This window comes from Puniceicoccus vermicola, assembly GCF_014230055.1.
GTDB lineage: Bacteria > Verrucomicrobiota > Verrucomicrobiia > Opitutales > Puniceicoccaceae > Puniceicoccus > Puniceicoccus vermicola.
Genome location: NZ_JACHVA010000017.1, coordinates 1 through 24,031 on the forward strand (window position 1 = coordinate 1; position 24,031 = coordinate 24,031).

Here is a 24,031-nt window from a genome sequence, read left to right on the forward strand (position 1 = left end):
TACGCGACTACTCCTCGGTAAAGCGCCGATAGAGATCTGCGTAGTGTCCTTTTTCAGAAAGGAGGTCGCGGTGATTGCCGCGCTCGATGATCTCGCCTTGATCGAGAACGAGGACCTGATCGGCTTTACGGATGGTCGAGAGACGGTGGGCGACGACGAAACAGGTGCGATCCTTGAGAAGGGTTTCGAGGGCGGACTGCAGACGGGCCTCGGTCATGGTGTCGACACTGGACGTGGCTTCATCGAGGATGAGGATCTTCGGATTGGCGAGGAGGGCGCGGGCAAAGCAGACGATCTGTCTTTGTCCGAGAGACAAACCTTGCCCCCGCTCGGTGACGACAGTTTCGAAGCCGTTCGTCATGTTCTCGACAAGGTCCAGGCAGTCGAGTTGGCGGACTGCCGCTTCGACCTCTTCGTCAGTGGCGTCGGGACGTCCGACCCGGATGTTCTCGCGAACGGTGCCGCTGAAGAGAAAGTTCTTTTGGAGAACGATGCCAATCTGGCTGCGAAGGGAGGCGGTTTGCAGCTCCCGGATATCGTGATCGTCGAAGAGAACTCGCCCCTCGGTCGGAAGGTAGAATTTGCAGAGCAGGTTGATGATGGTACTCTTCCCACTGCCAGTGTGTCCGACGAGGGCGACCATCTGGCCGGGCTCGGCGGTGAACCCGATCTTCTTCAGGACGGGCTTCTCCGGTTCGTAGTGGAAGGAAATCTCCTCGAAGTGGACCCGGCCACTGAAGTTTTCCAAGGGCACTTCGGGCGGATCGTTGGGGTCGCGGTCGTTTCCAGACTCATCCCAGTCGGGTTTCTGGTCGAGGAGGCGGAAGACCCGCTCGGCTCCAGCCAAGGCGGCGAGGGCGCTGGTGAATTGGCGGCCAATGACCGTGATCGGTTGGAAGAAGAGGCCGGCGAGAAAGAAGAAGGTGACGAGGTCCCCGATATCCATATGCATCGTCGGGCTCAGGGCGCCGTAGCCACCGAGAATGACCAGAATTGCGGTAAAGACCTGGGCGTTGAGCTCAAGGAGCGGCAGGTAGCGGGCAATGTTGCGGGAGAGCCCCATGTTGTAGCCGGAGTGATCGGCAATGAGCCGGCGGAAGAGCCCGGCGTTGGTCTGCTCGCGCGAGAAGCCTTGGGTGACGTGGATACCGCGAACACTCTCGGCAACCGTTGCGGTGACCCGGGAAAAGCTCTCCTGCAGGTTGCGGGAGGAACGGGAAATGCGTTTCCGGAAGAATCGATTGATGGCCCAAAGAATGGGAGTCATTCCGATCAGAGCCAGAAAGAGAACCCAATTGTAGAAGGCCATGAGGACCCCGCTGATGATCATCTGGCCCATCTGAACGAGGGAGACAAAAAGAACGTTTTGCACCCCCTGACGAACGGATTCCATATCGGAGGTGAGTCGGGAGAGGATGCTTCCGTGTTTCGTTCGATTGTAGAAGGCCATCGGCATTTTCATGAGGTGCCGAAAAACGGCATTCCGCATCTCGCAGACTACGGTTTCTCCCATTTCCAACGCATAGCGCATGCGGAAGTGCATGACCACTTGAGTGAAGATCGCGAAAATGGCATATCCCAGCGCATACCAAAGCGTCGCAGCGTAGTCGCCTTCGGCTATGGGGCCATTGATGACCGCACTGAGAGACCACGCCAGCAGGGGGAGCTGGGCCGCGCGGATGATGACACAGGCGAATAGCCAGTATCGCTTGGGGCCATACAGGCGCGTCCAGGAAAAGAGCCGCCGGAAGAGGGCGAAGTTCAGATGATCGGTGTCGGTCTCATCGGATTGGCGTCGGCTGACCCGCGCCAGGGAAATGTCGTGGCTGACCTCGTCTTCAACCCCCTTGATGTGCACTTTCTCGGAGGAATCGCGCTGGAGCTCGGGGCGGTCTTCGGGCAAGCGGCTCATCGCTGCCTCCTTTCCGCTTCGGCGATGAGGGCCATACTGTCGGGATCAATCGCCTGGAGTTGAACCGCGGATCGGTAGAGGCCTTCTTGCTGCATGAGTTCGTTGTGGTGTCCGCGTTGAATGATTTCTCCGCGATCGAGAACGATCACTTGGTCCGCACGGCGCAGGGTCGAAAGGCGATGAGCCACGATGAAGGTGGTGCGGCCGGAGATGGCACTGTCGATCGCCGCCATGATCTCGTGCTCGGTCTCGGGATCGATGGCCGCCGTCGGATCGTCGAGGAGGAGGATCGAAGGCTCCAAAAGAACAGCCCGGGCAATGGCCAGCCGTTGCTGCTGCCCGCCGGAAAGGTTGCTTCCCGATTCACTGAGAATCGAATCATATCCATTCGGCATGGCCATGATGAAGTCATGGGCGCAGGCAATGCGGGCGGCTTTTTCGATCTGTTCCCGGGTCGCTGAGGGATTTCCGAAAGAGATGTTTGCCGCGATCGAATTGGAGAAGAGAAAGTTCTCTTGGAAGACGATCCCGACATTGCGGCGGATGGTTTTCACGTCGATCTCGCGGAGGTCGTGCCCGTCGAGGAGAACCCGGCCTTCCTCGGGATCGTAAAAGCGAGGGATCAGGCTCATGAGCTGACTCTTTCCGGATCCGGTGGCTCCGGCGATGGCGATGATCTGCCCCGGTTTCGCCTCGAGATCGATGTTGCGAAGGATTGATCGGTCCGGGTCGAATCCGAAAGTGACGTCTTCGAATCGAATTTCTCCCTGAATCTTCTCAAGGGGAACGGGATTTTCCGGAGACTGAATTTCCACCGGAGCGTCGAGAACCTCAAAAACGCGGCGAGCCCCCGTCAAACTTTGCTGAACGCTGTCAGCGATCCCCGCCAGATTGGCGACCTGATTGGAGAATTGCTGCAGAAGGGCGGCGAAGGCGACGAGCCCGGTGCCCAACGGAAGCTGCCCCTGGATGACCAGATACCCGCCATAGGCGAGAAGGACGATCAGGTTGATCTGGGTGAGACCTCCGACAAAAGGGGCAAAATTACTAGTGAGCCAAAAAATCTCCTGGCGCTTGTTGCGGACGGCTTGGGTTTGTTCCTCGAAGTCCTTCTCCCGCAACTTCTCCAGGGCAAATCCTTTAATCATCTGGATCCCCTGCATGCTCTCGGAAAAATTCAGAACCATCCGGTCCATCAACTCGCTGTTCTTCAAATAGTTCGGGCGGAGCTTTTTCGCGAACCAAGTTGAGGCGTAGGCGAGGATGGGGGTGGTGACGAGACAGGCAAGCGTGAGCGGCACGTGGTAGCTAAGCATATAGCCGAGGTAGACGATCAGCGAAACGCTCATGACGAAAACCTGGACCACGACTTGGTCGATAAAGGCGCGGGTAGACTGGACGTCCGAGGTGACCCGGTTGATCAGAGTGCCACTCGCATTCTTGTCGAAAAACCGGAAGGAGAGCCGCTGCATCTTTTCGTAAACCAATCCCCGAAGACGGAGGACGATGTCGACGTGGATGAGAAGACTGCGGGAGAGTTCGTTGTAGTATTCGAGGATGGCCCGCAAAATGGCGAAGAGGCCGACGCAGAGTCCGATTCCGAGAATGACGTGGAAGGGGTCGGTTCCGGGGGGAGGTTCGATCCCGAGAGGCCAGACAAGGTCGCCGCTTCCGGTCAGGTGAACTTTCAGATAGTCAATGGCCACCCCGGCCAGATTAACACTGCCGATGGTCAGGCAAAGGATGAGCGATTGGAGGACAATGACCAGGAGGCAGCGGGTCCGAAATTGCCACGCGAAACGGAGCAGCCGCTTGATCAACGTCCAATTGTCGGTCTTCTGCCCTGTCTCTGCTCCGCCGAGTGTACTTCCCATGAAAGCATCTCATTCTAGCACCGATTTGGGATTCGAACAATTGGGAATGCGGTTTTTCTTTGTCGCGTAATCGTAAAAAGTAGCAAGAGCTTCCAGCTCTTGTGATCGAATCGAAAGCTGGAAGCTCTCGCTACTTTGGGTTGATCGTTTTGAGGTCCCTCATGGTACGAGGGGCATCGCCCATTGTTCCGGATCGATTTGAGTCGCTCCGCTCAGATCGCGTTAGGTTTCAGCTTTCTGGAGCCTATGTAGTCAATCCGGGGCCCTTTGGTTTCCTGCACGCAAGTGCATGGCGGCTGGCGAGGGAGAAAGTAGCAAGAGCTTCCAGCTCTTGGAATCGAATCGAGAGCTGGAAGCTCTCGCCACCTTGGGGTGATCGTTTTGAGGTCCCTCACGGCACGAGGGTCAGCGCCCATCGTTCCGGATCGACTTGAGTCGCTCCGCTCAGATCGCGTTAGGTTTCAGCTTTCTGGAGCCTATGTAGTCAATCCGGGGCCCTTTGGTTTCCTGCACGCAAGTGCATAGCGGCCGGCGAGGGGAAAGTAGCAAGAGCTTCCAGCTCTTGTAAATCGAATCGAGAGCTGGAAGCTCTCGCCACCTTGGGGTGATCGTTTTGAGGTCCCTCACGGCACGAGGGTCAGCGCCCATCGTTCCGGATCGACTTGAGTCGTTCCGCGCAGACCGCGTTGGTTTCAGTTTGCTGGAGCCTATGTTGTTCAATCGGGGGTCCTTTGGCTTCTCGCAGGTCAGGTCATAGCGGCCGGCGAGGGGAAAGTAGCAAGAGCTTCCAGCTCTTGTAAATCGAATCGAGAGCTGGAAGCTCTCGCTACTTTGGAGTGAATGTTTTGGGATCCCTCACGGTGCGAGGGGCAGCGTCCAACGTTCCGGATCGACTTGAATCGTTCCGCGCAGACCGCGTTGGTTTCAGTTTGCTGGAGACTATGTAGTCAATCCGGGGTCCTTTGGCTTCCCGAACGTCAGCGCATAGCGGCTAACGAGGGAGAAAGTAGCAAGAGCTTCCAGCTCTTGGAATCGAATCGAGAGCTGGAAGCTCTCGCTACCTTGGGGTGATCGTTTTGAGGTTCCTCACGGTGCGAGGGGCAGCGTCCAACGTTCCGGATCGACTTCAGTCGTTCCGCTTCAACTTCCATGAAGCATTCACAAAAAAACCTTGGTCTCCTCCTGATAGAGGAGGGGACCAAGGTTGGAAAATTTTGGAAACGGTCGGAGGGTCGCCCCGATGATTCTGTCGGCTTTAGATATGAATCGCTTCGCCGTAGACGGCTGCCGAGGCTTCCATCAACGCTTCGCTCAAAGTCGGGTGGGCGTGGATGGTGTCGTGGATCTCTTCCGCAGTGGCTTCGACCTTCATACCGAGAACATACTCTGTGATGAGCTCGGTGGCCTCGGCTCCGACGATGTGGGCACCGAGGATCTCGCCGTATTCCTTGTCGACGAGCAGCTTGACAAAACCTTCGGAGTGGGCGGCGGCAACGGCCTTGCCCGAAGCGGTGAAGGGGAATTTTCCGACCTTGTAAGGGATCTTCTCCTCCTTGAGCTTCTGTTCGGTCTTTCCAATGCTGGCCACCTGGGGCTGGCAGTAGGTGCAACCGGGGAAGAGCTTCACTTTTTCGGGCTTGTGCTTTTCAAACATCCCACGAACGGCTTGAACGGCCTCGAAAGTGGCGACGTGGGCGAGCCAGGGCGGTCCAATGATGTCACCGGCGGCGTAGACGCCTTTGACGCTGGTCTGGTAGTCTTCCTTCGTCTTGATGTAGTTGCGGTCCATATCGAGGGAGATGCCTTCGCCGAAGAGCCCCTCGGTGTTGGCCTGAACGCCGATGGCGACGAGGATTTTCTCCGCTTCGATTTTCTCCTTATTGTCCCCTTTGGTGAGAGTCATCGAGACCTTCGTTTTCGTTGGCTTGATGTCCTCGACCTTGGTGTCGGTGTGGCAATCGATCCCTTGCTTCTTGAACGCGCGGGCGACGGAATCAGAGATCTCGTTATCCTCAATCGGGAGGATTTTCGGAAGCATTTCGACGAGAGTGACCTTGGTGCCGAGTGCATTGAGGAAGTAGGCGAATTCGGCTCCGATTGCGCCCGCGCCGATAATGACGATCGACTTTGGCTGTTCCGTCATGCCGAGAGCGTCACGGGAGTTCATCACCCGCTCGCCGTCGTGCTCGACGCCGGGGATCATCCGCGGTTTACAACCTGTGGCGACGAGGACCTTATCGGCTTCGAGAGTCTTACCCTTGTCAGTGCCTTCGAAGACAACGACTTTGTTGCCTTTCTCCACTCGGGCTTTGCCGCGAACGTAGTCGACTTTGTTTTTCTTGAAAAGAAACTCGATTCCCTTGGCCATTTGGTCCGCGACGTTGCGCGAGCGCTTCATGACTTTTGAGAAATCGATGTCGATTTTCCCGGTTTTGAATCCAAAATCTTCTGCGTGAAGCATGCGCTGATAAAGTTCGGCGCTACTCAGAAGTGCTTTGGAGGGAATACAGCCCCAGTTCAGACAGGTTCCTCCCGCGCGCTCCATTTCTACACAGGCAACTTTTTTGCCCATCTGACCGGCTTTGATGGCTCCTGCGTAACCCGCGGGACCCCCGCCGATGACTACCAGATCGTACTTCGTAGTTTCTTTGCTCATGTATGCTTCCTTAAATGTGAGAAAAAGAGAATCAGTCTACCTCACGCCTTCTTTTCAACGCGAAAGGCGGCGAAAGGCAAGGTCATCCGCAGAACAAATCGGTTCCTTAGATGTCGATGACGTCGTCATCTTCTTTTTTCGGAGCTTTCTTGGGATTCTGCTCGGGGCTTGCTCCTGGAGCTGATCCGTTCCGTCGAAATCCACTCTGATGCACCACCACGCGGCGGAATCCCTGGTCTTTCTTTCCGGACATTGCCATGGCTCCGAGGGTGAAGAGGCTGACCCAGATTGCACTCCAGAAAGCGGATCCCCAGTCGGCCAGATAGAATCCGGGGATCAGCGAGGAGGTCAGCATGACCAAGAGGGCGTTCACGAACCACAGGCCGACTCCCAGGGTCAGAATCACAAAGGGTAGCATGAGCAGAACCAGAACCGGTTTCAGGAGGGTCAAGACGGCGCCGAGGATGAGGACCGAGAAGGCAAAACTGTATCCGCTCGCGAAGGAGACGGAGTCGGAGGTCCATTGGGCGACGCCCAGGCCCAGAGCAACGGCGATTAGCCTTAGAAAGAAGGGAATGGCGGCCATTTCTTCATCCAAACATGGAAGGGGAAGGAGACGGAAGCTCCAAACTGCCTTCCCGCTGGAATTTTGCTCAAATTTGTGTTTCGTTAACTTCTTTCATGACAGCGACGCAGACAGATTTTACGCCCTACGTGGTCGAGCCCGATACTCGCAGCGAGGGTTTGAGTGACATCCAGCAGGAAATCCTTGAGCTCAAAAAGGAGAAGAATGCGGTGATTCTCGCGCACAACTACCAGATCAATGAGATCCAGGAGGTGGCCGATTATCTGGGTGACTCGTTGGGACTTGCCTTTCAGGCAGCGGAGACCGAAGCGGACCAGATCCTCTTCTGCGGGGTCCATTTCATGGCGGAGACCGCCAAGATCGTCAATCCGACCCGCAAGGTGATTCTCCCCGACATGGATGCGGGGTGCTCACTTTCCGATTCATGCCCGCCGGAGAAGCTCGCAGCCTATAAGGAGGAGAATCCGGATGTCTACGTCGTGGCCTACATCAATTGCTCCGCGGGAGTGAAAGCCCTCTGCGATGTGATTTGCACCAGTGGGAATGCGGCCAAAATTGTCAGTCAAGTCCCGGAGGATCGGGAAATCCTTTTTGTGCCCGACCAGAATTTAGGGCAGTGGGTTACGCAAAAGACCGGACGCCAGATGCGTCTATGGCCCGGCAGCTGTTACGTCCACGTTCTCTTTACCGTGAAGTCGATTGAGCGGGTGAAGGAAAAGTTCCCCGGTGCCCCGGTCATGGCCCACCCGGAGTGCACGGATGCCGTGCGTTCGGTCGCGGACCACGTTTGCAGCACCGAGGGCATGGTCCAGTTCGCTCGCGAATTTCCCGGCGAAAATATCATTGTCGCGACCGAATCGAGTATGCTCCATCGCCTGCGGAGAGACGTTCCGGAGAAGCGATTCATTGCGGCACCCGCCCAGCAAGTGGCCTGCGGAGATTACCGCACCGGCACTGCTGACCGGGGAGCTTGCAATTACTGCCGCTACATGAAGATGAACACGATTGAAGGAGTTCGCGACGCCTTGAAATACGGGCAGCCCGAGATCATCATGGACGAAGAGATTCGGAAAAAAGCCTACATTCCGCTCAAGCGCATGCTTGATTGGAGTCGGTAAGACCTTCGTTTTATCAAAAAATTTCAACCGGTGTCTCTTGGCACCGGACATTTTCGCAGTTACGGTCTTTTGATGAATTGGCACGCCCCTCTGTTTTTTATGCTCATGCTGTCTCCAGTCGTTGCGGCGGATGGACCGGTTTTAGGCGAAAAAGCCATCTACGAACTGCGCTGGAGCTATTTCGCCGTGGGATCCGTCGAAATCTCGCTGAACAAAGCGGACGATTCGGAGGAGCTGCACCAAGCCACCCTGGATGCGAAAGCGAATGCCTTCATGCGAAGGTTTCACAACTTCCATACGATCATCACGAGCCAGTTCCCGCCGGAGATTGGGAAATCACACGGGTACGCCCGGAACGAGCTGGTGGAGGAGAATACCCACGAAACCTTCTTCGATTGGGAGGAGGAGACCGTCCGCTATTCAAAAAATGGTGATGTCCGAAACCCATTGGAGTTGAAGCCACTCACTCAGGATCCGCTGTCGATTGTTTTTGCCTTCCGCACTGGAGCGGTCCCGCACACTCCCGGAGTGCATCAGGTCTGGGTGACCGATGGCGAAGTCATTGATCTTGTCGATTTTGAGGTGAGTGAGCCCGAAACGGTCAAAACCCCAGCGGGAAAATTCGAAACCTTTCGCGTAACCGCCGATTTTAAAGGAGTCCGTGCCATTTTCGCCCGCCCAGATGGCGCCCTCATCGATGTCTGGCTCACAAACGACGAGCGCATGATTCCCGTGAAACTCAAAAGTGAAGCCACGATCGGCAGCTTCCGCTCCGAGCTTGAGGAGTATCAAGTGGACGGTGAGACGGTGGAACTTTGATCGGTTTGTCGGTTGTCGGTGGGCAGTTGTCGGTGATCGGTGGACGGTTGTCGGTGATCGGTGGACGGCGGATGGCGGATAGCGGATAGCGGACAGTATTTCGGTAACAGGTGGGTTCGTTCTCTGGCCGGAGTCGTGAGCTTTTAGCCTATTTTCCGTACCGTGCAGCTTCAGCAAACGGCGCGTCGCCCCACAGCACGAGGAGACCGAGGATTTTCAGGATTTCCGCTGCCTAATGCCTGACCGAGAGGCATCGCATGGGCGCAGCTAAAGCTGCGGCCCTACAGGAAGTAGCCGCTCAGCTTTAGCTGCGCGGCACCGGCTTGCGGAACGCCTCCGAATCCCAAGACCACCTCGCGAACCCCGAAAGAAAACCATCCTCAGATGAGTGAACCGATCTCCTTACCGTGCAGCTTCAGCAAACGGCTCGTCGCCCCACAGCACGAGGGAACCGGAAATTTTCAGGATTTCCGATGCCTAACGCGCGGCGCAAATACACCGTATGGGCGCAGCTAAAGCTGCGGCCCTACGCAATTCACCCCTCCGTCGGACGGATCGGGGGGAAGAGAATGGTTTCGCGGATGTTCGAGGCGCCGGTCAGGAGGATGACGAGTCGATCGATTCCGATGCCCATTCCACCAGCGGGAGGCATGCCGTGCTCGAGAGCGTCGAGGAAGTCGTTGTCGATCTTCTGGATCTCTTCTCCGGCCTGGGCTTCGAACATTTGGCGCTGCACGAGAGGGTCATTCTGCTCGGAATAAGCCGGAGCGATTTCCTGTCCATTGATGCAAAGCTCGAACACTTCAACCGTGGACTCATCGTCGGGGCTGAGCTTGGCGAGCGGAATCAGTTGCTTGGGCAGGTGAGTGACAAAGGTCGGCTGAATCAATGTCGGCTCGATCCGCTTCTCAAAAACGTTGTTCGTGACCTCGAAGTCTTCCAGATCCGGATCGACCTCGATGCCCATTTCCGCGGTCTTCTGCAGCTTCTCCTCCTTGGAGAGCTCGAACCAGTTCGGGCATTCGGTGCATTCGATGATCAAATCCTTGTAGCGGCGTTCAGACCAGCCATTGGCGAGATCGATCTCGGTGCCGTCGTAGCGCGTGACCGTCGTCTTTCCGAGGGCTTCTTGGCAGAGGTGAAGGATGAGGCTCTTCACCAGTTCCATCATGCCGCGGTAGTCCGTGTAGGCTTGATAGAGTTCGAGCATCGTGAACTCGGGATTGTGCCGGCGCGAAACGCCCTCGTTGCGGAAGACGCGACCGAGCTCAAAGACCCTCTCGACGCCGCCGACGAGGAGGCGCTTGAGATAGAGCTCAAGCGCGATTCGCAGGGTAAAGTCGCAGGAGAGCGCGTTCATGTGCGTCTCGAAGGGGCGAGCCGCCGCTCCACCGGGAACCGATTGGAGGACAGGGGTTTCGACCTCGAGAAAGTTTCTCTGCCAGAGGAACTTGCGAATCTCTTCAATGATTCGGCTGCGGAGGATAAAACGGTTGCGCGACTCCTCGTTGACAATCAGATCGAGGTAGCGCTGGCGGTAAATCTGGTCTTCATCCGTCAGCCCGTGCCACTTTTCGGGAAGAGGGCGGAGGGACTTCGATACCAGGACGTAGGACTTGGCCCGCACCGTGATTTCTTCGGACTTCGTCCGGAAAAGGCTTCCGGTTACTCCGATAAAGTCACCGAGGTCGAGCTTCTTGAAGCGAGCATACTCTTCTTCGCCGATTTCATCCCGGCGGACGTAGCACTGAATCTTGCCGTCGCGGTCGAACAGTTTGAGGAAGGTGGCCTTTCCCATCACGCGGAAGGCGACGATGCGTCCCGCTACCGATACGGTCTCTTGCTCCTCGTCGGCGACGCCATCTTTGTAGAGGGAAATGGCTTCCTTCGACGTGTGGGTCTGCGCGGCATTGGCCCGAAACGGATCCATACCCGCTTCCCGGAGGGTGTTGAGCTTCTCGATCCGCACCTGCCGAAGCTGGTTGTCGGAGACGGTCTGTTCTTCTGTGGACATCCGAACCGTTCTACGGTTTTGCAGCGTCGAGGCAAGAAAGACCGTGGAGAGCGTAGTAGAATCGGGAGTGATTTTATTCCGCGAAGGCGAGGGCCCGCAATCTAGAGGATGAGAAGCGGCAGCTGCATCCGAGGCTTTTCTCCCAAGCTCGTAATCGGAGGGCGGATTTTTGGACCACAAAAAAGCGGGAAGGCCACTGGGACCTTCCCGCTTGGGAAATGGGTTTGCGAGTCGCTTAGATTTCGGAGAAATCGCAACCGAGCGTGCCGATCAGGGTCTTGATGTAATCGGCCCCGTTCACTTTCTCGATTTCCGCATTCACGATCTTTTGGCGCTCCTCGAGCTGTTCCTTGCCAATGCCTCCCATGGAGAGGGAATTGGTGGACTTGCTCTCCAAGTAGTCAGACACGCGCTTCAGGTGTTTCAGGTCAAAGGATGCCTGATTTTCGAGGCGTTTTTGATACCAATCGGAGGCGATGAGGGATTCGCGGGTAAACTGTTCGCGGATCTCTGGGTCGTCGATGGTCTTCCCTTCGTAGTTGCCGTCCTTCATGATATGGAGAAGGGCCTTCAACGGTGGGCAGGCGAGGTCGATCGAACCGTCTTCGAAGTAGTTCTTGGCCACGCGCTGTTGGGCTTCGACGATGTTGCGGATACTGTCGACGTAGGCTTCCTTGTCCTGCAGTTCCGGCTCAAGCATCTCTCTCGGGATGACGGAGCTCGGATTGTTGAAGATGCGGCCCAGGATGATCCGGACGAAACGGGAGGTGATTCGATAGCCCAGACGGCTTCCGAGGATCGTTTCCCCGTTGTGGTCGAAGTCGTCAACTTTCTCGAGGAAGCCTTCCTTCATCATGAACTCCGGTTCGCGCTCTTCAGGAGAGAGGCGGGACCAGATTTCCGGGACCAAGAGGCTGATGTCGTGGTCGACGCGCATCTTCGCACCCACGTAACCTGCTGAAGTCATGAAGGCCGGATAATCGGTGAGGATGAAGCTGACCAACGCGTTGTTCAGGTCGTGGACCGGAAGAAGGGCGTTGAACGGTCCCTTCGTCAGGGCACCTTCGGATCCGGCACCGGTCGTCGAGGGAGACTTCCCGGTGAGGCTGGCCGTGAACTCCATGAAGAGTTCTGGCAGCTCGAAGTAGTGGATCGGGTTGAAGGCGCAAAGCGCACGGATGCCGTTTTCCGCATCGGGCGGATTGTTGCGGTGACCCGGCAGAACCGAGTTGACCGGGAACTGGGCCGCTTCGGCCGGTGGAACGCGACGGGAAAGGTGTGCGGCGATCAGGGCCACGTAGTTGCCTTTCTCGTTCTCGATGTCCGGGCGGATCTGCAGGTAGCGCGGATTCTTGGTCAGCTTGCCGTCGACGATGCGAGGATTTGCTGAGGATGCGCAGTAGTCCGGGCTCCCCGAGCGATGGAAGCTCGTCAAACGATCTTGCACTGGCTTCGTGTATTGTTCGAAGCGGATCGTGTCGTTGATCTGTTCCTCGACCTCCTCGTGGGTGAGGGGGTGGTAGTTGGAGAGGAATACGTCATCGCGGGTGATGTCGTATTCGGCCTGCTTGTCGTAGCCGCGGATAATCGCGTCGTCCGGACGTTGGAAGAAACGATACTCGCAGTTCGTGGTGAACTTGATCGATTCGCGGGTGACTTCGGAAGAGAGGCCCGAAACCGCCTGGGTCGGGACCACCGTGCTGGCGCTGATGTCGTCCTCACGGGAGATCTTGAAGGCCGGCAGGAAGTCCTTGCGGAGCCCAAAGGTGCGCCAGGATCCTTCTTCCGTATAACCGACCCGGAGGAACTGGGTGACGAGCTTCTTATTGCGGTAGCGCAGCTCGTAGCCGGGTTGTCCATCGACGACGTCGACCGAGAAACGGTCCATCCAGTCATCCGCCCAGTCGGTTTTGTAGAATCGCTTGATGATGAGGACGAGGTCCTTTACGTGCTGCGGAATGGTCTGGAGCCATTCGTTGTACTCGTCCGTGTAGTCGATCTTTGACGGTGTCAGAAGTTTAATGACGGAACCCAGAGAGCGCTCATTGCTGAGAATGCTCCGGCTGTTGGTTCGGTTGCGGGAGGTGTCGAGGAAGCGCTTGCTGTAGTCGTGATCGAGAACCTCCTTCGCGATCTTGAAGTCGTGGTGGAAGTCGGAGACGAAGACCGGGCCGCTGATGATTGCGTCCTCAAGAGACTTGGAGATTTCCGATTTTCCTCCGCCGGAAACCGTGCAGGGCTTGTGACAGAAGGTCGCTTCGGGGTTCGTCCCCCGTAGGCGCCAGCGACGTCCTTCGGCTGGCTTGATCATCCGCACCTGGTAGCCAGAGGGGAACACGTAGATGCAGTTTGGATCGAGACGAAGTTTTTGTTCCTTGCCATCGATGGGCCACGTTACGGTTTGCTCTTCCAAGCTGATGCGGGTCTCTTCAGGAACGTAAAAGATTTCCGGATACTTTTTGTCGACTCCGTAGCCCTCGGGTTTGAAGTCGATCGAGTCGGAGAAGCGTTCTTTGACCTCGGCAATGGTGTGTTTGCCCTGCGGAATTTGAGAGCCGGGAACGAACTCTTCCCCGAGGTCATAGCTCGGGAAAACCAAAGCGCCACCGGCGTGTTCCTCTTCGGATTGACCGGAGAGATTGGCCGCGAAACTGATCTGTGTCTTCACTTCCTTCTTCGAGTAGCCGAAGTAGCTGTCGGAGATGGCGGTAACGATCAACCCATCGGTGGTGCGGAAGGTGATCTTGAAGGCGGAGCCGTCGTTGTAGAGCTCATCTTCCTTCTCCCAGCACATGCCGTCGCGCTTCTGGCGTTCGGTGGCTTCGGAAATGTTCGGAAGGCCGAGTTCCTTCTTGGTCAGGCGACCGAGGTGCGGTGCGAGGATCACGCAGCCCGTTTGACCGGACCATCCCTGGACGTCGAGTGCGGAGTCGTTTTCGGGCAGGAAGGGGTCTCCGGCGTTGCCGAAGATGGATTCGACAAAGTCGAGGTTGCTGGAGAGCACGGCCGGTGCGAAGAAGCGGACTTCCATCGATTTCTTCGGGCTGTAACCGGGAACCTCGGGCCGGACGGTCGGGCGAAGGAGGAGGGAGACCCAGCAATGCGCCTTTTCTTCCTGTTTCGCCGTCAGGGGCACGAGCATGAATTCCTCCGGTGGGTTCATTGCCGCACGGAAGAGACGCAGGGCGGCAACTGCAGGAACCGCTTTCTTGTCGGCGGGAACGGGAAGACCCCAGTCAGCGACGTGGAAAACGCCTGCCGTGGTCCGGCGGTCGCTCTTCGGGTTGTGGAGAACTCCTTGCGAAACGCGGTAGCTATCGTTGACCGAGCTCTTGAAGTGATCGGCATTTCCCGGGATCGAGAGCTGGCGGGCCAGACCGTGGCGGTCGAGGATCAGGGTCTCGCGGGGGAGAGCGGCTGTCTCCTCGCCCACGTGGGCCGCGAGCTTGTCGAGAAAGTCTTGGATGCGGCGGTCGACCGGAGGGAGCGGAGACTCAGCGAGGTGAGTGCGAGCTTTGACGCTTCTCAGGAAAGGTTCGGCCAATCCCATGACGGCCGATTCCTGATCGTCTTGGAATCCGCGGCTTCCCAGAGCCTCCAGCTTCAAATTAACGTAATCAGCGATGTCCTTCTTGGAGAAGGGGGAGTCGCCAATCCCGAGTCTACGACTTAAGTCCTGCTTAGTGATTTCCTCGAACATACGATTCCATATGCCATGGAGCTACGGGACGAATGCAAACAGGAAAACTCGCAGCTACGCATTTTTAACAAGCATAACCAGATCGAATCGGCCTTATTAGGCGGATTTTACCTGGTTTGAGCAGAATTTTGCTCGAAGGGGGCCTCTATTTTTTGCGGAATCTGTAAACGCCAACTGCCGGAATAAATCCGGCAGTAAGCAAGAGAAGCTCGTCCCCGCAGGGAGTTCTTCTCGAAAATTGTAGAATGGGTCTCGGTTAAGCGACCGATTCGACCGATACCTTGCGGCGTTCGCGGTCGAATTTCACCGTTCCGTCCTTGAGGGCGAAGAGGGTGAAGTCGCGTCCCATTCCGACGTCTGCGCCGGGATGGAACTTGGTGCCGCGTTGGCGAACGATGATGTTGCCTGCGACGACGGCTTGGCCGCCAAATTTCTTAACCCCGAGGCGCTTGCTTTGGCTGTCGCGACCGTTGCGGGAAGTTCCCTGTCCTTTTTTGTGTGCCATTTGTCGTAGTTCCTATTGATTAGCCTGCTTGGATGCTTTCCACGCGAACCACGGAAAGATGCTGGCGATGACCGCGGCGGCGTTTGTAACCCTGACGGCGGTGCTTCTTGAAAACGGTGACCTTGCGAGCTTTCTTGTTTTCGAGAACTTTGAGTGTGACGGACGCGCCCTCGACGAAAGGGGTGCCGATCCGTGCTTCCGCACCGGACCCCACCATGAGGACCTCACGGACCTCGACGTCGGAGCCTTCTTCAGCTCCATCGATGCGATTGAGGAAGAGTACGTCCTGTTCCGAAACGGTAAACTGGCGGCCTTGGGATTGAATCGTGGCTTTCATGGAAAAACGGAAGATAAAAGGACCGGCTGAGGACACAGGCAAGTCTTTTTCACGATTTCTTGGGGATAATTGACGAATTTTTCTGGAAATCCAATTTCTTTCCGAATTGTGGAGCCAATTGTGCGATTTTCCGCAAACTTCGGCTTTGACTGCGAGGACGAAAGCATCGGGTATACAGGACTATTATAGAACAAGGAATGGAATCACCGGAAAAGACTCTCTCCGAGAACCTACTCAGCCTGGTCGAGGGACCGGGGGAAACGATCTCGATCCGCACCATGGTCGAGCGCGTCGGAGACAAGGGGTTCGGCATCCTCCTGATCATGCTGTCACTGCCCAGTGCATTGCCGGTGCCCGCGCCCGGATACAGCACGCCCTTTGGCATCATGCTCGTTCTCCTCGGGGTGCAGATGATGATCGGGCGGGTCACTCCCTGGCTGCCGGAGAAGGTCCTGCGTCGTGAGGTCTCGCGTGAATCGAGCGGAAAGCTCATCCGGTCCGCCAACCGTTTTCTGCATTTTGCCGAAAAGTTCGTTCGGCCCCGCATGCGCTGGATCAATTTGAGAGGAGGGCGGATTTTTCTCGGCTCGATCGTTTGCTGCATGGCCTGCCTCATGATTCTCCCCATCCCCCTGACCAATACCGCCCCGGCCATGGTCATTTTTCTCATCGGGGTCGCCCTCTCCGAGGATGATGGGCTGGTCGCGATCGCGTCCTTCGCTTTGGGGATCCTCGCCGCTGCCTTCTATGTCTACATCATTTACCTTTTGGCGACGGTGGGCATGGATGGCGTGATCCAGCTCAAGGAGTGGATCAAGGAACTGATCTTCGGCGCACCCGAGGCCTGATTTTTTTCGGTTTCTCCATGAATCTTCTTCTCGTCGAGACGCTCCGGGAGTCCTACACGTTTGAGTCTGGGGATGCGCGAACGGAGAAGATTCTTCGGCTCGCTGGACCGGAGATTTGCCTCGGCGTCACCCGTGGTCCGCGCGGGATCGGGAACTTTTCCCGTTTGCCGGACGGCGGGGTTCAGATCGATTCCATCCGTTGGGAGGCGGATACGGTTGGCCCACCAGACTTGGATTTGGTCATCGGATTGCCCCGGCCCGCTGAGGCGCGGAGGATTCTCGTTCAGGCGGCCGCCATGGGTGTGCGGCGCATTGGCTTGGCCTTGCTCGACCGAACCCCCCCGAGTTATGCAGATAGCCGATCCTTGGCTCCAGAAGCTCTGGGCCGACTCCTGCGGGAAGGTCTTGAGCAAGGCTTTCACACGGCTCTCCCCGAGTTCCAGTTCCTGCGAGGGTTGAAGGAGGTCTTGGGATTCGTCGAATCCGATCGCCCGGTTTCGGTTCTGGATCCTTACCTCGGGACATGCTTGCTCGGAGAGGGGGAGGAGGGGCCCGATTTACCCGGGACCATTATTTTTGGCAGCGAGAGGGGATTCTCTCCGCAGGAGCAGGAGCTGATTCGCGAGTCGGCCGTGCGCCGGAGGCATCTCGGGCCGTCGATTATGAGAACCGAAACGGCCGTTGTCTCGGCACTCGCCTTGGCCCATCGTCAGATGGGATGGAGCGCTTCGGCGGATCGCGGTGTGATCAGACCGGAGTGACGCCTTTCTTGAGGAGAATATTGCCGTACTTGCGCAGTTCTCCAGTCAGGATGCAGGCAAAGGCTTTTTCCGCCCGGTCGTAAAACGCAAAGCGTTCGAGGCGCATGGGATTTGGGGCCTTTGGCGTGCTCTTGCGAATTGCGGCCAGATAATCCTCTTGCACCGAGGGATCGAGCTCGTCCCCAGGGACGGCATCCATCATCACCAGCGGTTCGTCGTAGGCATCCAACTCGAAGAGGGGAAGGATTCCTTCGAGAAGCGTGGAAATGTTTAAGCCATCGGCGCGAATGACCCGTTCACAGAAGGTGTGGGCGGGGAAATGTGCGTCGGCGAGAATGATCTCATCACCGTGGCCCATCTCGGCGAGGCATTTCAATAGGTCGGGGCTGACAGCGGGGTGGATTCCTTTGAGCATCCACTTATTCTTGGGAATTTTGCGGAACGCGAAAAGAGTAAAACGACTTCATGGCCGTGTGGTGGCCAAGAGATTTCCGGATGATTGGGAGGCGGACTAAACCTCGGACTCTCGAAAAGTCTTTGGGCGAACTACTCGGTCGGCTCCTCCACTTCTTCAAAGAGAACGGAACGAATCAGTTGATAGGGCTCGGTATTGTCGAGGGTGCTGCCCATTCGGTCACTGCCGTAGCCGGAGGCTTTGGCAACGACACTACCCGGCATGTCGTAAGTCGTCGGCCAAGCGATGCCGAAGGGGTGGCGATTGCCGTAGGCGTCGGGCTGGGAGATGAAGGGTTCGCCGCCGCTGCCGTTGATCCCGTCAATTGGGGCTCCATTTGGGTCGCGCTCGGGAAGGGACTCATCGAGGGGTGTGCCCCGCGGGGCGATCACAGTTGGATGACCGGCGTCACTGTCGGCCCCGACCAGAAGCAGGGTCTTGCGATCCGGGTTCTCTTCGAGAAATTCGAGGGCAACTCCGATCGCAGCGTCGGCGCGCATGGTTGCTTCAAGCATTCCGCCGGCGTTGTTCTTGTTGCTGAAGTTGTCCGTGCCTTCTTCTTCGATCATGGTAAAGAAATCCGTATCTGGATCGGAGCTGAGAATGCGCAAGGCCACTTCGGTCATTTCGGCGAGGGTGGGGGCGTCTTCCGCGTATAAGGGGATGCCCTTTTGCTGGATGTTTTCTTCGGTGTCGTCGTTGAAGGTGTGTCCAAAGGCGAAGATACCGATCACCTTTTCCGTGTCGGCGGGAAGATTCAGCAGTTCCTCGCGAGTGAAGATCACCGTGTAGCCTTCTTCACGGGCTTCTTCGAGAAGGTTGCGTCCATCGGTGCGCATCCCATTGCGCCCGAAATGGCCCACTTCGTCTTCGGGGATCAAATACTGCTCTCCCCCGCAGAAGAGGACGTCGAGACCGCTTTTCATGACCGCTTCGGAAATTTCCAGAACCTTTTTGCGGGAGTCACTGCTCGCGGTGAAGACGGCCGTGCCCGGCTCGGCGATGTGCCCGGAGTTGACCGTTCCGGTGCGAAACCCGCGGGACTGGGCTTCCTGTAGAATGCTCAAGGGGGTGCCGGCGGCGGAGAGGATCGGCTGATCCCGGTCCATGCCAAAGGAATCGTAGTGGACCTTGATCCCGTAGGCATGGGCCGTAGCCCCAGCGTGGGAGGTCGTCGAGAGCCAATTCTTCTGGTGGGGGCGGTAGGCGGCGAGGACGTCGAGCTGGTCCCAATTCGTCATCCCATCCGGTCCGACGAGGAGGAGGCGGGCGGCATTCCAGTGTCCGAGGCCGGTTCCGTCGGGATGGATGAATATGGCGCTTCCTCCGAGAAGGGAGGAGGTGGTCGCCAGAATGGTGACTAGGATGCGGGAGATCATAGGAACAAGGATTCTGGGACGAGAGGGGGGCGCTCGGCAAGGTTTCGAAAGTGACGGTTCTGTTTCCTGATTGAGAATTCGGAGATACGAGTCCCATCGGGCTTGCGAGCGGATTTGATTCTTCATCAGCGGGTTAGGCGTTCGGAGAGCTCGGTGTTTGGAGTTGATTGAGCTGCTCGAGACGGTTTTTCTTGGTTAATGGGAGGGTCTGGATTTTGGCACAAAATGAAAAAGCCGGTGACATCGGTCACGGCGGTGTCGCAGCTCGATCTTTTTCCCATCCGGAATCAGGTTCGTGAATATGGACGCGAAAAGCTCGCGGCCGATTTTCGGGCGGGGCTCAATGTTGCGCTTCTGGCCTTTCCGCAGGGGATGGCCTACGCTCTGATCGCTGGGCTTCCGATCTACTATGGGATCTTTGGTTCGGCCATCGCCGCCATCGTGGGACCGATTTTTTCCCGCGGGCACTTCATCGTCCTCGGTCCGACGAACGCGACCTCGGTTCTCTTGATGAGTTCCTTCGCAGGGATTGCGGTCGTTCAGGATAAGCTGGTGCTCGTGCCGTTGATCGTGATCCTGGCCGGGATTTTTCTCATTCTCGGGGCGTATTTACGGGTAGCGTCGTTCATTCAGTTTATTTCGCGAACGGTGATCATTGGCTACATCACCGCGGCGGCCATGCTCATCACGCTGAACCAGGTGAAGAACGCCTTGGGATTTTCGTTTCATTCCCACGAGAAGGCCGATTCGTTCTTCGAGAGCCTCTTCTTCACCGCTCGGCATCTACACGAAACTCATTTTCCTTCGCTGCTTCTCAGCCTGCTCACTTTCGCCCTTTACTACGGCCTGAATACGAAGCTGCCCAAGCTGCCGAATGTGGCCATCACTCTCGTGGTGATGTCCTGCGTGGCGGCGGTGTTTGAACCGTTGGGAGCGACGGGTTTGCGATTCCTCCAGGAGGTCAATGCATCGGAGTGGAAGTTCACCCCACCACCATTGGACTTTGCGATGGCCTCTTCCCTGCTCAGTGGTGCGTTGGCCATTGCGCTCTTGAGTGTGTTGGAGGGAACTTCGATTGGTAAGAGTCTAGCGGCTCGTTCGGGTTCCCGGCTCGATACCAATCAGGAAATGTTTAGCATGGGGGTTTCGAATATTGCCTGTGGATTATTCTCGGGAATGCCTGCTTCCGGCTCCCTCACTCGCAGTGTTCTGAATATCGATAGTGGCGCCCGCACCCCCATGGCTTCGGTCTACAGCGGTTTGTTGGTCGCAGCCGGAGCCGTGACGATTGGATTCCTCGTCCAGTATATCCCTCAGGCCAGTCTAGCCGTTCTCATCATTTGCATCGGAATTTCCCTCATCAATTTCCGGAATATTCGCTTGGTGATGAAGTCGACCCGTTCGGATGCCGCGGTCTTCGTCACCGCAGTGATTACTGGATTGGTCCTCGGGCTCGATTCCGCGATTTATGTCGGAGCGGGTCTTTCGATCATGCTTTTCCTCAAGCAAGCCGCGATCCCCGAGCTGGTAGAATATCAGTTCAACGAACAGGGGCAATTGACGGCGAAAAACAAAGAAACTGAGCGGGCGACCCCAGAGATTTCCATCGTTCACGTAGAAGGGGACTTATTCTTCGGGGCCTCCGACCTTTTCCGCGACCAGATCCGCCGCATCTGCGACGATCCAAACCTGAAGATTGTCGTCCTGCGGATGAAGAATGTTCGCCTGCTCGACGCCTCCAGCGTCATGGCCCTCGATGAACTCATCAATTACATGAATGAGAAAGATCGCAGCGTAGTGGTGAGTGGCGTCAAAAAAGGTGTTTTCCGGGTCATTCGCGATTCCGGCCTCATCGAGCGGATCGGTCGCCAGAACATTTTCCCCGAATCCGTCTCCAACCCAACCCTCGCCACGGCCAACGCCATCCGCCGCGCCCAGGAGATCCTCGGTGACGACGCGGCCAACGTCACCATCTACGTCGATCCCGCCAAAAGCGGTAGCAAAGGCGAGTAGTCCGACTGGGTAGAGGCTTAATCGGGTTGAGACTCGATTAAGGTTTCTGTGCCATCTTTATCAACATCGATCGACTTGCCAGATCTATGGTGACCTAGCGGTTCCTTTTTGCGGATGATGTCAAATAAAGTAACCAGGTAAAAGATTGATCGAATTTCCATTCAGGAATCGAGGTTGACGCGATCTGTGGAGGAGGGATGCTGGTGGGGTGTCGATACCCAAGGCGATTATTGTTCCGGCCCGGCTCGAATCGGTCCGATTCCCCCGCAAGCTCCTCTACGTAGTTCGCGGCGAACCTTTGATTTTGCATACGGCCCGTCAGGTGAACCGTGCTGCGCCAGATTGTCCGCTCTATTTTGCGGTGGCCGATCAGGAGTTGGCGGATGTTTTGGAGGCGGAGGGCTTTCACTGCGTGCTGACCGATCCTTCTTTGGCGAGCGGGACCGACCGCATCGCTTTTGCTAATCGGGAGATCGGAGCTGAGCGGGTGGTCAACGTTCAGGCGGATGAGCCTCTGGTCTCGAAGAACCAGATTGAGTTGCTTTTCGAACTGCTCGAAGGAGGGGCGGAAATGAGTACCTTAGCCATCCGATTGGAGGCTCTGAAGCGTTTCAAGGACCCGAATCAGGTGAAAGTGGTCCGTGGGCTTCAGGGGCGCGCTCTTTATTTCTCCCGGGCTCCGATTCCCTGGGACCGGGAAAGTGCGGGGAATCCTGATGGGCCCACGATGGACGCCATTCCTGTCCTGGGCCATTTGGGGCTCTATGGGTATCGAGCCAGTTTTCTGGAAAAGTTTGTCTCGTTGGAACCTTCTCCTCTGGAGCAGATTGAGCGATTGGAACAACTTCGGGCCTTGGAGAATGGGGCCGAGATTCAGGTTGGCTTGACCGAGGAGCGCACGGTCGGTGTCGATACTCCTGAGGACGTGGGGCGGCTCGAGGCTGCGCTCGACGAGTTGGATCATGGGTGATTCGGCAAAATCGAAGGTAAATGTCGCCTCCTTTCTCGCGGAGCGCGCGAAAGATTCCGCGCGGGTGCCTGCGGTGCGGATTCCGATCGTGAAGAAGGGGGAGATTGCATTTGCGGATACTCCCTTTTCTGAACTCGAACTGTTGGTCTCCTCCTTGGCTGGAAGGATGGCGACCGAAGGCATCCACAAAGGAACGCGAGTGCTGGTCCTGGCCAAGCCAGGGTTGCAACTGATCGCCGGGGTTTTTGCGATTCTGCAGGTTGGGGGAATTCCCGTGGTCATTGATCCGGGGATGGGGCTTTCCGGGTTTTTGCGATGTGTCCGCCATTCGGAACCCGAAGCGGTTTTTGGAATTCGCCGCGGACTGATCCTTTCACGGTTGTTTCGGGGATCGTTCCGGAAGGTGAGGGCGAGGCTCTCCACACAGTTGGCTTCGCGGAAGGCGATGGCCGCGATGATGATTCCCCGTTTTCCCGTGGTCGCAACGGCTCCAGAGGATCCGGCCGCGATTCTTTTTACCTCCGGGTCTACCGGACCTGCGAAGGGAGTTTGCTATGAACACGGTATGTTTCAGGCACAGATCCGGGCGGTTCGCGAGCGATTCTCGATCGAGCCGGGAGAAGTGGATTTTCCAATGTTACCCGTCTTCGCTCTGTTTAACCCAGCCTTGGGTATGACGACGGTGGTTCCCCCGATGGATCCCAGTCGGCCTGCCAAAGCAGATGCGGCTCTGCAGATGCAGGTTATGAATGAGGCTGGGGTGACCAATAGTTTTGGTTCGCCGGTTCTCTGGAACAAGATTGCCGAGGAGGGAGAACGCTCGGGGACCAAAATCAAGAGTCTGCGCCGGATTCTGGCCGCCGGTGCCGCTTTGTCGCCGGCCTTGGTGGAGCGATTGCGACCGATTGTTCCCCATGCCCAAATTTTTAGTCCGTATGGGGCCACAGAGGCCCTTCCGTTGACCGCAATTGAGGGGGAGGAAATCCGTTCCGTTGCCGGAGAAACTGAGAAGGGCAATGGTGTTTGCGTAGGTCGACCGCTACCCGGAGTCGAAGTGCGGATCATCCCCGTGTCTCCCGAGGTGTTGACGGCGGCGGATCTGGTTTCGCTTCCAGCGGGCGAGATCGGCGAAATTGTTGCCAGCGGACCGATGGTGACGCGTGCCTATGATCGACGAGAGGATGCGACCAAGAAGGCCAAGGTTCATGAGGGGGACCGTATCTGGCACCGGATGGGTGACTTGGGCTATTGGGATAAAGAGGGTCGTCTATGGTTCTGTGGCCGAGTGGCCGAACGGGTGACGACTGCGGATGGCGTGACCTTCGACCCGGAATGCTGCGAACAGGTGTTTAACCGTCACCCGAGGGTCTATCGAACCGCTTTGGTTGGCCTGGGACCGAAAGCGCGCAGAACTCCAGGCATCGTCGTGCAGCCGCAGTCGGGGGAGTATCCATCCAGCTCCGAGGAAATGGGGCAATGGATCGAGGAGTTGAAGAAGCTCGCCGGGCAAACTCCGATGACGGCTCCCATCCGCCATTTCTTTTTCCGAAAGGAATTCCCTGTTGATGTGCGGCACAATGCAAAGATCCATCGATTGCAGTTGGCGAAGGAGTATGCTGCTCATGGGTTGGAGCCGACGGAGTAGGTTCGTCCGCTCAGGGGCATCGCCTTCGAATTAAAACTCTAGGCTGAACGGCAATACCTCGAGGGTCTAAAAAAATGGTTCATCGTCGATTGGCGGGAAAGAAGTAGCAAAGAAGCGGAATCGAAGTTAACTGATGTTGTAACTACACTAACATCAATCACTTCAAAACCGCTTCAACATGAAGTCTGTACTATGTTCCCTGTTTTGGGAAGGCTACACTTTGTATAAACACAAGCATCTGGGAAAAGGGCATTTGTTATTCATCCTAGAGGCCCTAAACGATCCGGTCTGTGGAGGTTGTGGGCAGAGTTGCCGGAGGATTCACGACCAGTCGCTGCGCCGTATTCGCGACTGTGATCTGTTGGATCAGCGGTTAAGTCTGGAGTTGAGTGTCCGTCGGGTTCGCTGCGGGCGCTGCGGGACGAAGACCGAACGCATTG

At 56.8% G+C, this 24,031-nt stretch carries 18 protein-coding genes; 8 read left to right on the forward strand and 10 right to left on the reverse strand.

The genetic code is table 11. From position 1 onward, the window contains the following. Positions 1-7: 7 nt before the first annotated feature. The 4 genes from H5P30_RS01180 to H5P30_RS01195 all read right to left on the reverse strand — a co-directional run bounded on the left by H5P30_RS01180 (position 8) and on the right by H5P30_RS01195 (position 7,028). Positions 8-1,912: an ABC transporter ATP-binding protein gene (locus tag H5P30_RS01180; RefSeq protein ID WP_185691136.1), complete on the reverse strand. Its 1,905-nt coding sequence runs from the start codon at positions 1,910-1,912 to the stop codon at positions 8-10. Further along, positions 1,909-3,786, reverse strand: coding sequence for an ABC transporter ATP-binding protein (locus H5P30_RS01185; RefSeq protein ID WP_185691137.1), 1,878 nt, complete (start codon positions 3,784-3,786; stop codon positions 1,909-1,911). The genes H5P30_RS01180 and H5P30_RS01185 overlap by 4 nt, the downstream gene beginning before the upstream one ends. Before the next feature lie 1,255 nt (positions 3,787-5,041). Then, complete coding sequence (lpdA, locus tag H5P30_RS01190) at positions 5,042-6,442, reverse strand: dihydrolipoyl dehydrogenase (protein WP_185691138.1); 1,401 nt, start codon at positions 6,440-6,442, stop codon at positions 5,042-5,044. 106 nt (positions 6,443-6,548) lie between these two features. Continuing rightward, positions 6,549-7,028, reverse strand: a complete 480-nt coding sequence (locus H5P30_RS01195; protein WP_185691139.1) for a phage holin family protein — start codon at positions 7,026-7,028, stop codon at positions 6,549-6,551. 95 nt (positions 7,029-7,123) lie between these two features. Between H5P30_RS01195 and nadA the strand changes: the two genes are divergently transcribed. Beyond that, positions 7,124-8,146, forward strand: coding sequence for a quinolinate synthase NadA (nadA, locus tag H5P30_RS01200; RefSeq protein WP_185691140.1), 1,023 nt, complete (start codon positions 7,124-7,126; stop codon positions 8,144-8,146). A 30-nt stretch (positions 8,147-8,176) separates the two neighbouring features. Further along, positions 8,177-8,965 carry a DUF3108 domain-containing protein gene (locus tag H5P30_RS01205; protein ID WP_185691141.1) on the forward strand — a complete coding sequence of 263 codons (789 nt, stop codon included), beginning with the start codon at positions 8,177-8,179 and terminating at the stop codon, positions 8,963-8,965. A gap of 535 nt (positions 8,966-9,500) precedes the next feature. On the opposite strand, the gene lysS is transcribed toward H5P30_RS01205, so the two are convergent. The 4 genes from lysS to rplU all read right to left on the reverse strand — a co-directional run bounded on the left by lysS (position 9,501) and on the right by rplU (position 15,521). Then, entirely contained in the window at positions 9,501-10,979 is a 1,479-nt protein-coding gene (lysS, locus tag H5P30_RS01210; RefSeq protein WP_185691142.1) for a lysine--tRNA ligase, read from the reverse strand. Positions 10,980-11,214: 235 nt separating this feature from the next. Next, complete coding sequence (locus tag H5P30_RS01215) at positions 11,215-14,679, reverse strand: PPi-type phosphoenolpyruvate carboxykinase family protein (protein ID WP_221774249.1); 3,465 nt, start codon at positions 14,677-14,679, stop codon at positions 11,215-11,217. 256 nt (positions 14,680-14,935) lie between these two features. After that, entirely contained in the window at positions 14,936-15,184 is a 249-nt protein-coding gene (gene rpmA, locus H5P30_RS01220) for a 50S ribosomal protein L27 (protein ID WP_185691143.1), read from the reverse strand. Positions 15,185-15,203: 19 nt separating this feature from the next. Further along, complete coding sequence (gene rplU / locus H5P30_RS01225) at positions 15,204-15,521, reverse strand: 50S ribosomal protein L21 (RefSeq protein WP_185691144.1); 318 nt, start codon at positions 15,519-15,521, stop codon at positions 15,204-15,206. Between the two features lie 197 nt (positions 15,522-15,718). Here rplU and H5P30_RS01230 point away from each other — a divergent pair, with 197 nt between their 5' ends. Together H5P30_RS01230 and H5P30_RS01235 are read left to right on the forward strand one after the other, a co-directional pair. Beyond that, positions 15,719-16,369 (forward strand): exopolysaccharide biosynthesis protein, encoded by a 651-nt coding sequence (locus H5P30_RS01230; protein WP_185691145.1) that lies wholly within the window; start codon positions 15,719-15,721, stop codon positions 16,367-16,369. Positions 16,370-16,386: 17 nt separating this feature from the next. Then, positions 16,387-17,130 (forward strand): RsmE family RNA methyltransferase, encoded by a 744-nt coding sequence (locus tag H5P30_RS01235; RefSeq protein ID WP_185691146.1) that lies wholly within the window; start codon positions 16,387-16,389, stop codon positions 17,128-17,130. On the opposite strand, the gene fucU is transcribed toward H5P30_RS01235, so the two are convergent. Continuing rightward, a complete protein-coding gene (gene fucU, locus H5P30_RS01240) occupies positions 17,117-17,545 on the reverse strand; it encodes an L-fucose mutarotase (protein WP_185691147.1) in 429 nt (142 codons plus the stop codon). The two genes, H5P30_RS01235 and fucU, sit on opposite strands and share 14 nt — an antisense overlap. 131 nt (positions 17,546-17,676) lie before the next feature. Beyond that, the gene (locus tag H5P30_RS01245; protein ID WP_185691148.1) at positions 17,677-18,963 is read right to left on the reverse strand and encodes an alkaline phosphatase; all 1,287 of its coding nucleotides are present in this window, start codon (positions 18,961-18,963) and stop codon (positions 17,677-17,679) included. 225 nt (positions 18,964-19,188) lie between these two features. Between H5P30_RS01245 and H5P30_RS01250 the strand changes: the two genes are divergently transcribed. The 4 genes from H5P30_RS01250 to H5P30_RS01265 form a co-directional block, all read left to right on the forward strand. Continuing rightward, positions 19,189-20,976, forward strand: a complete 1,788-nt coding sequence (locus H5P30_RS01250) for a SulP family inorganic anion transporter (RefSeq protein WP_185691149.1) — start codon at positions 19,189-19,191, stop codon at positions 20,974-20,976. A 208-nt stretch (positions 20,977-21,184) separates the two neighbouring features. Beyond that, entirely contained in the window at positions 21,185-21,946 is a 762-nt protein-coding gene (gene kdsB, locus H5P30_RS01255) for a 3-deoxy-manno-octulosonate cytidylyltransferase (protein WP_343075420.1), read from the forward strand. Continuing rightward, a complete protein-coding gene (locus H5P30_RS01260; protein WP_185691150.1) occupies positions 21,939-23,591 on the forward strand; it encodes a fatty acid CoA ligase family protein in 1,653 nt (550 codons plus the stop codon). The genes kdsB and H5P30_RS01260 overlap by 8 nt, the downstream gene beginning before the upstream one ends. Positions 23,592-23,769: 178 nt before the next feature. Continuing rightward, positions 23,770-24,031 (forward strand): transposase family protein (locus H5P30_RS01265; RefSeq protein ID WP_185691151.1); only part of this gene is annotated, 262 nt, incomplete at its 3' end.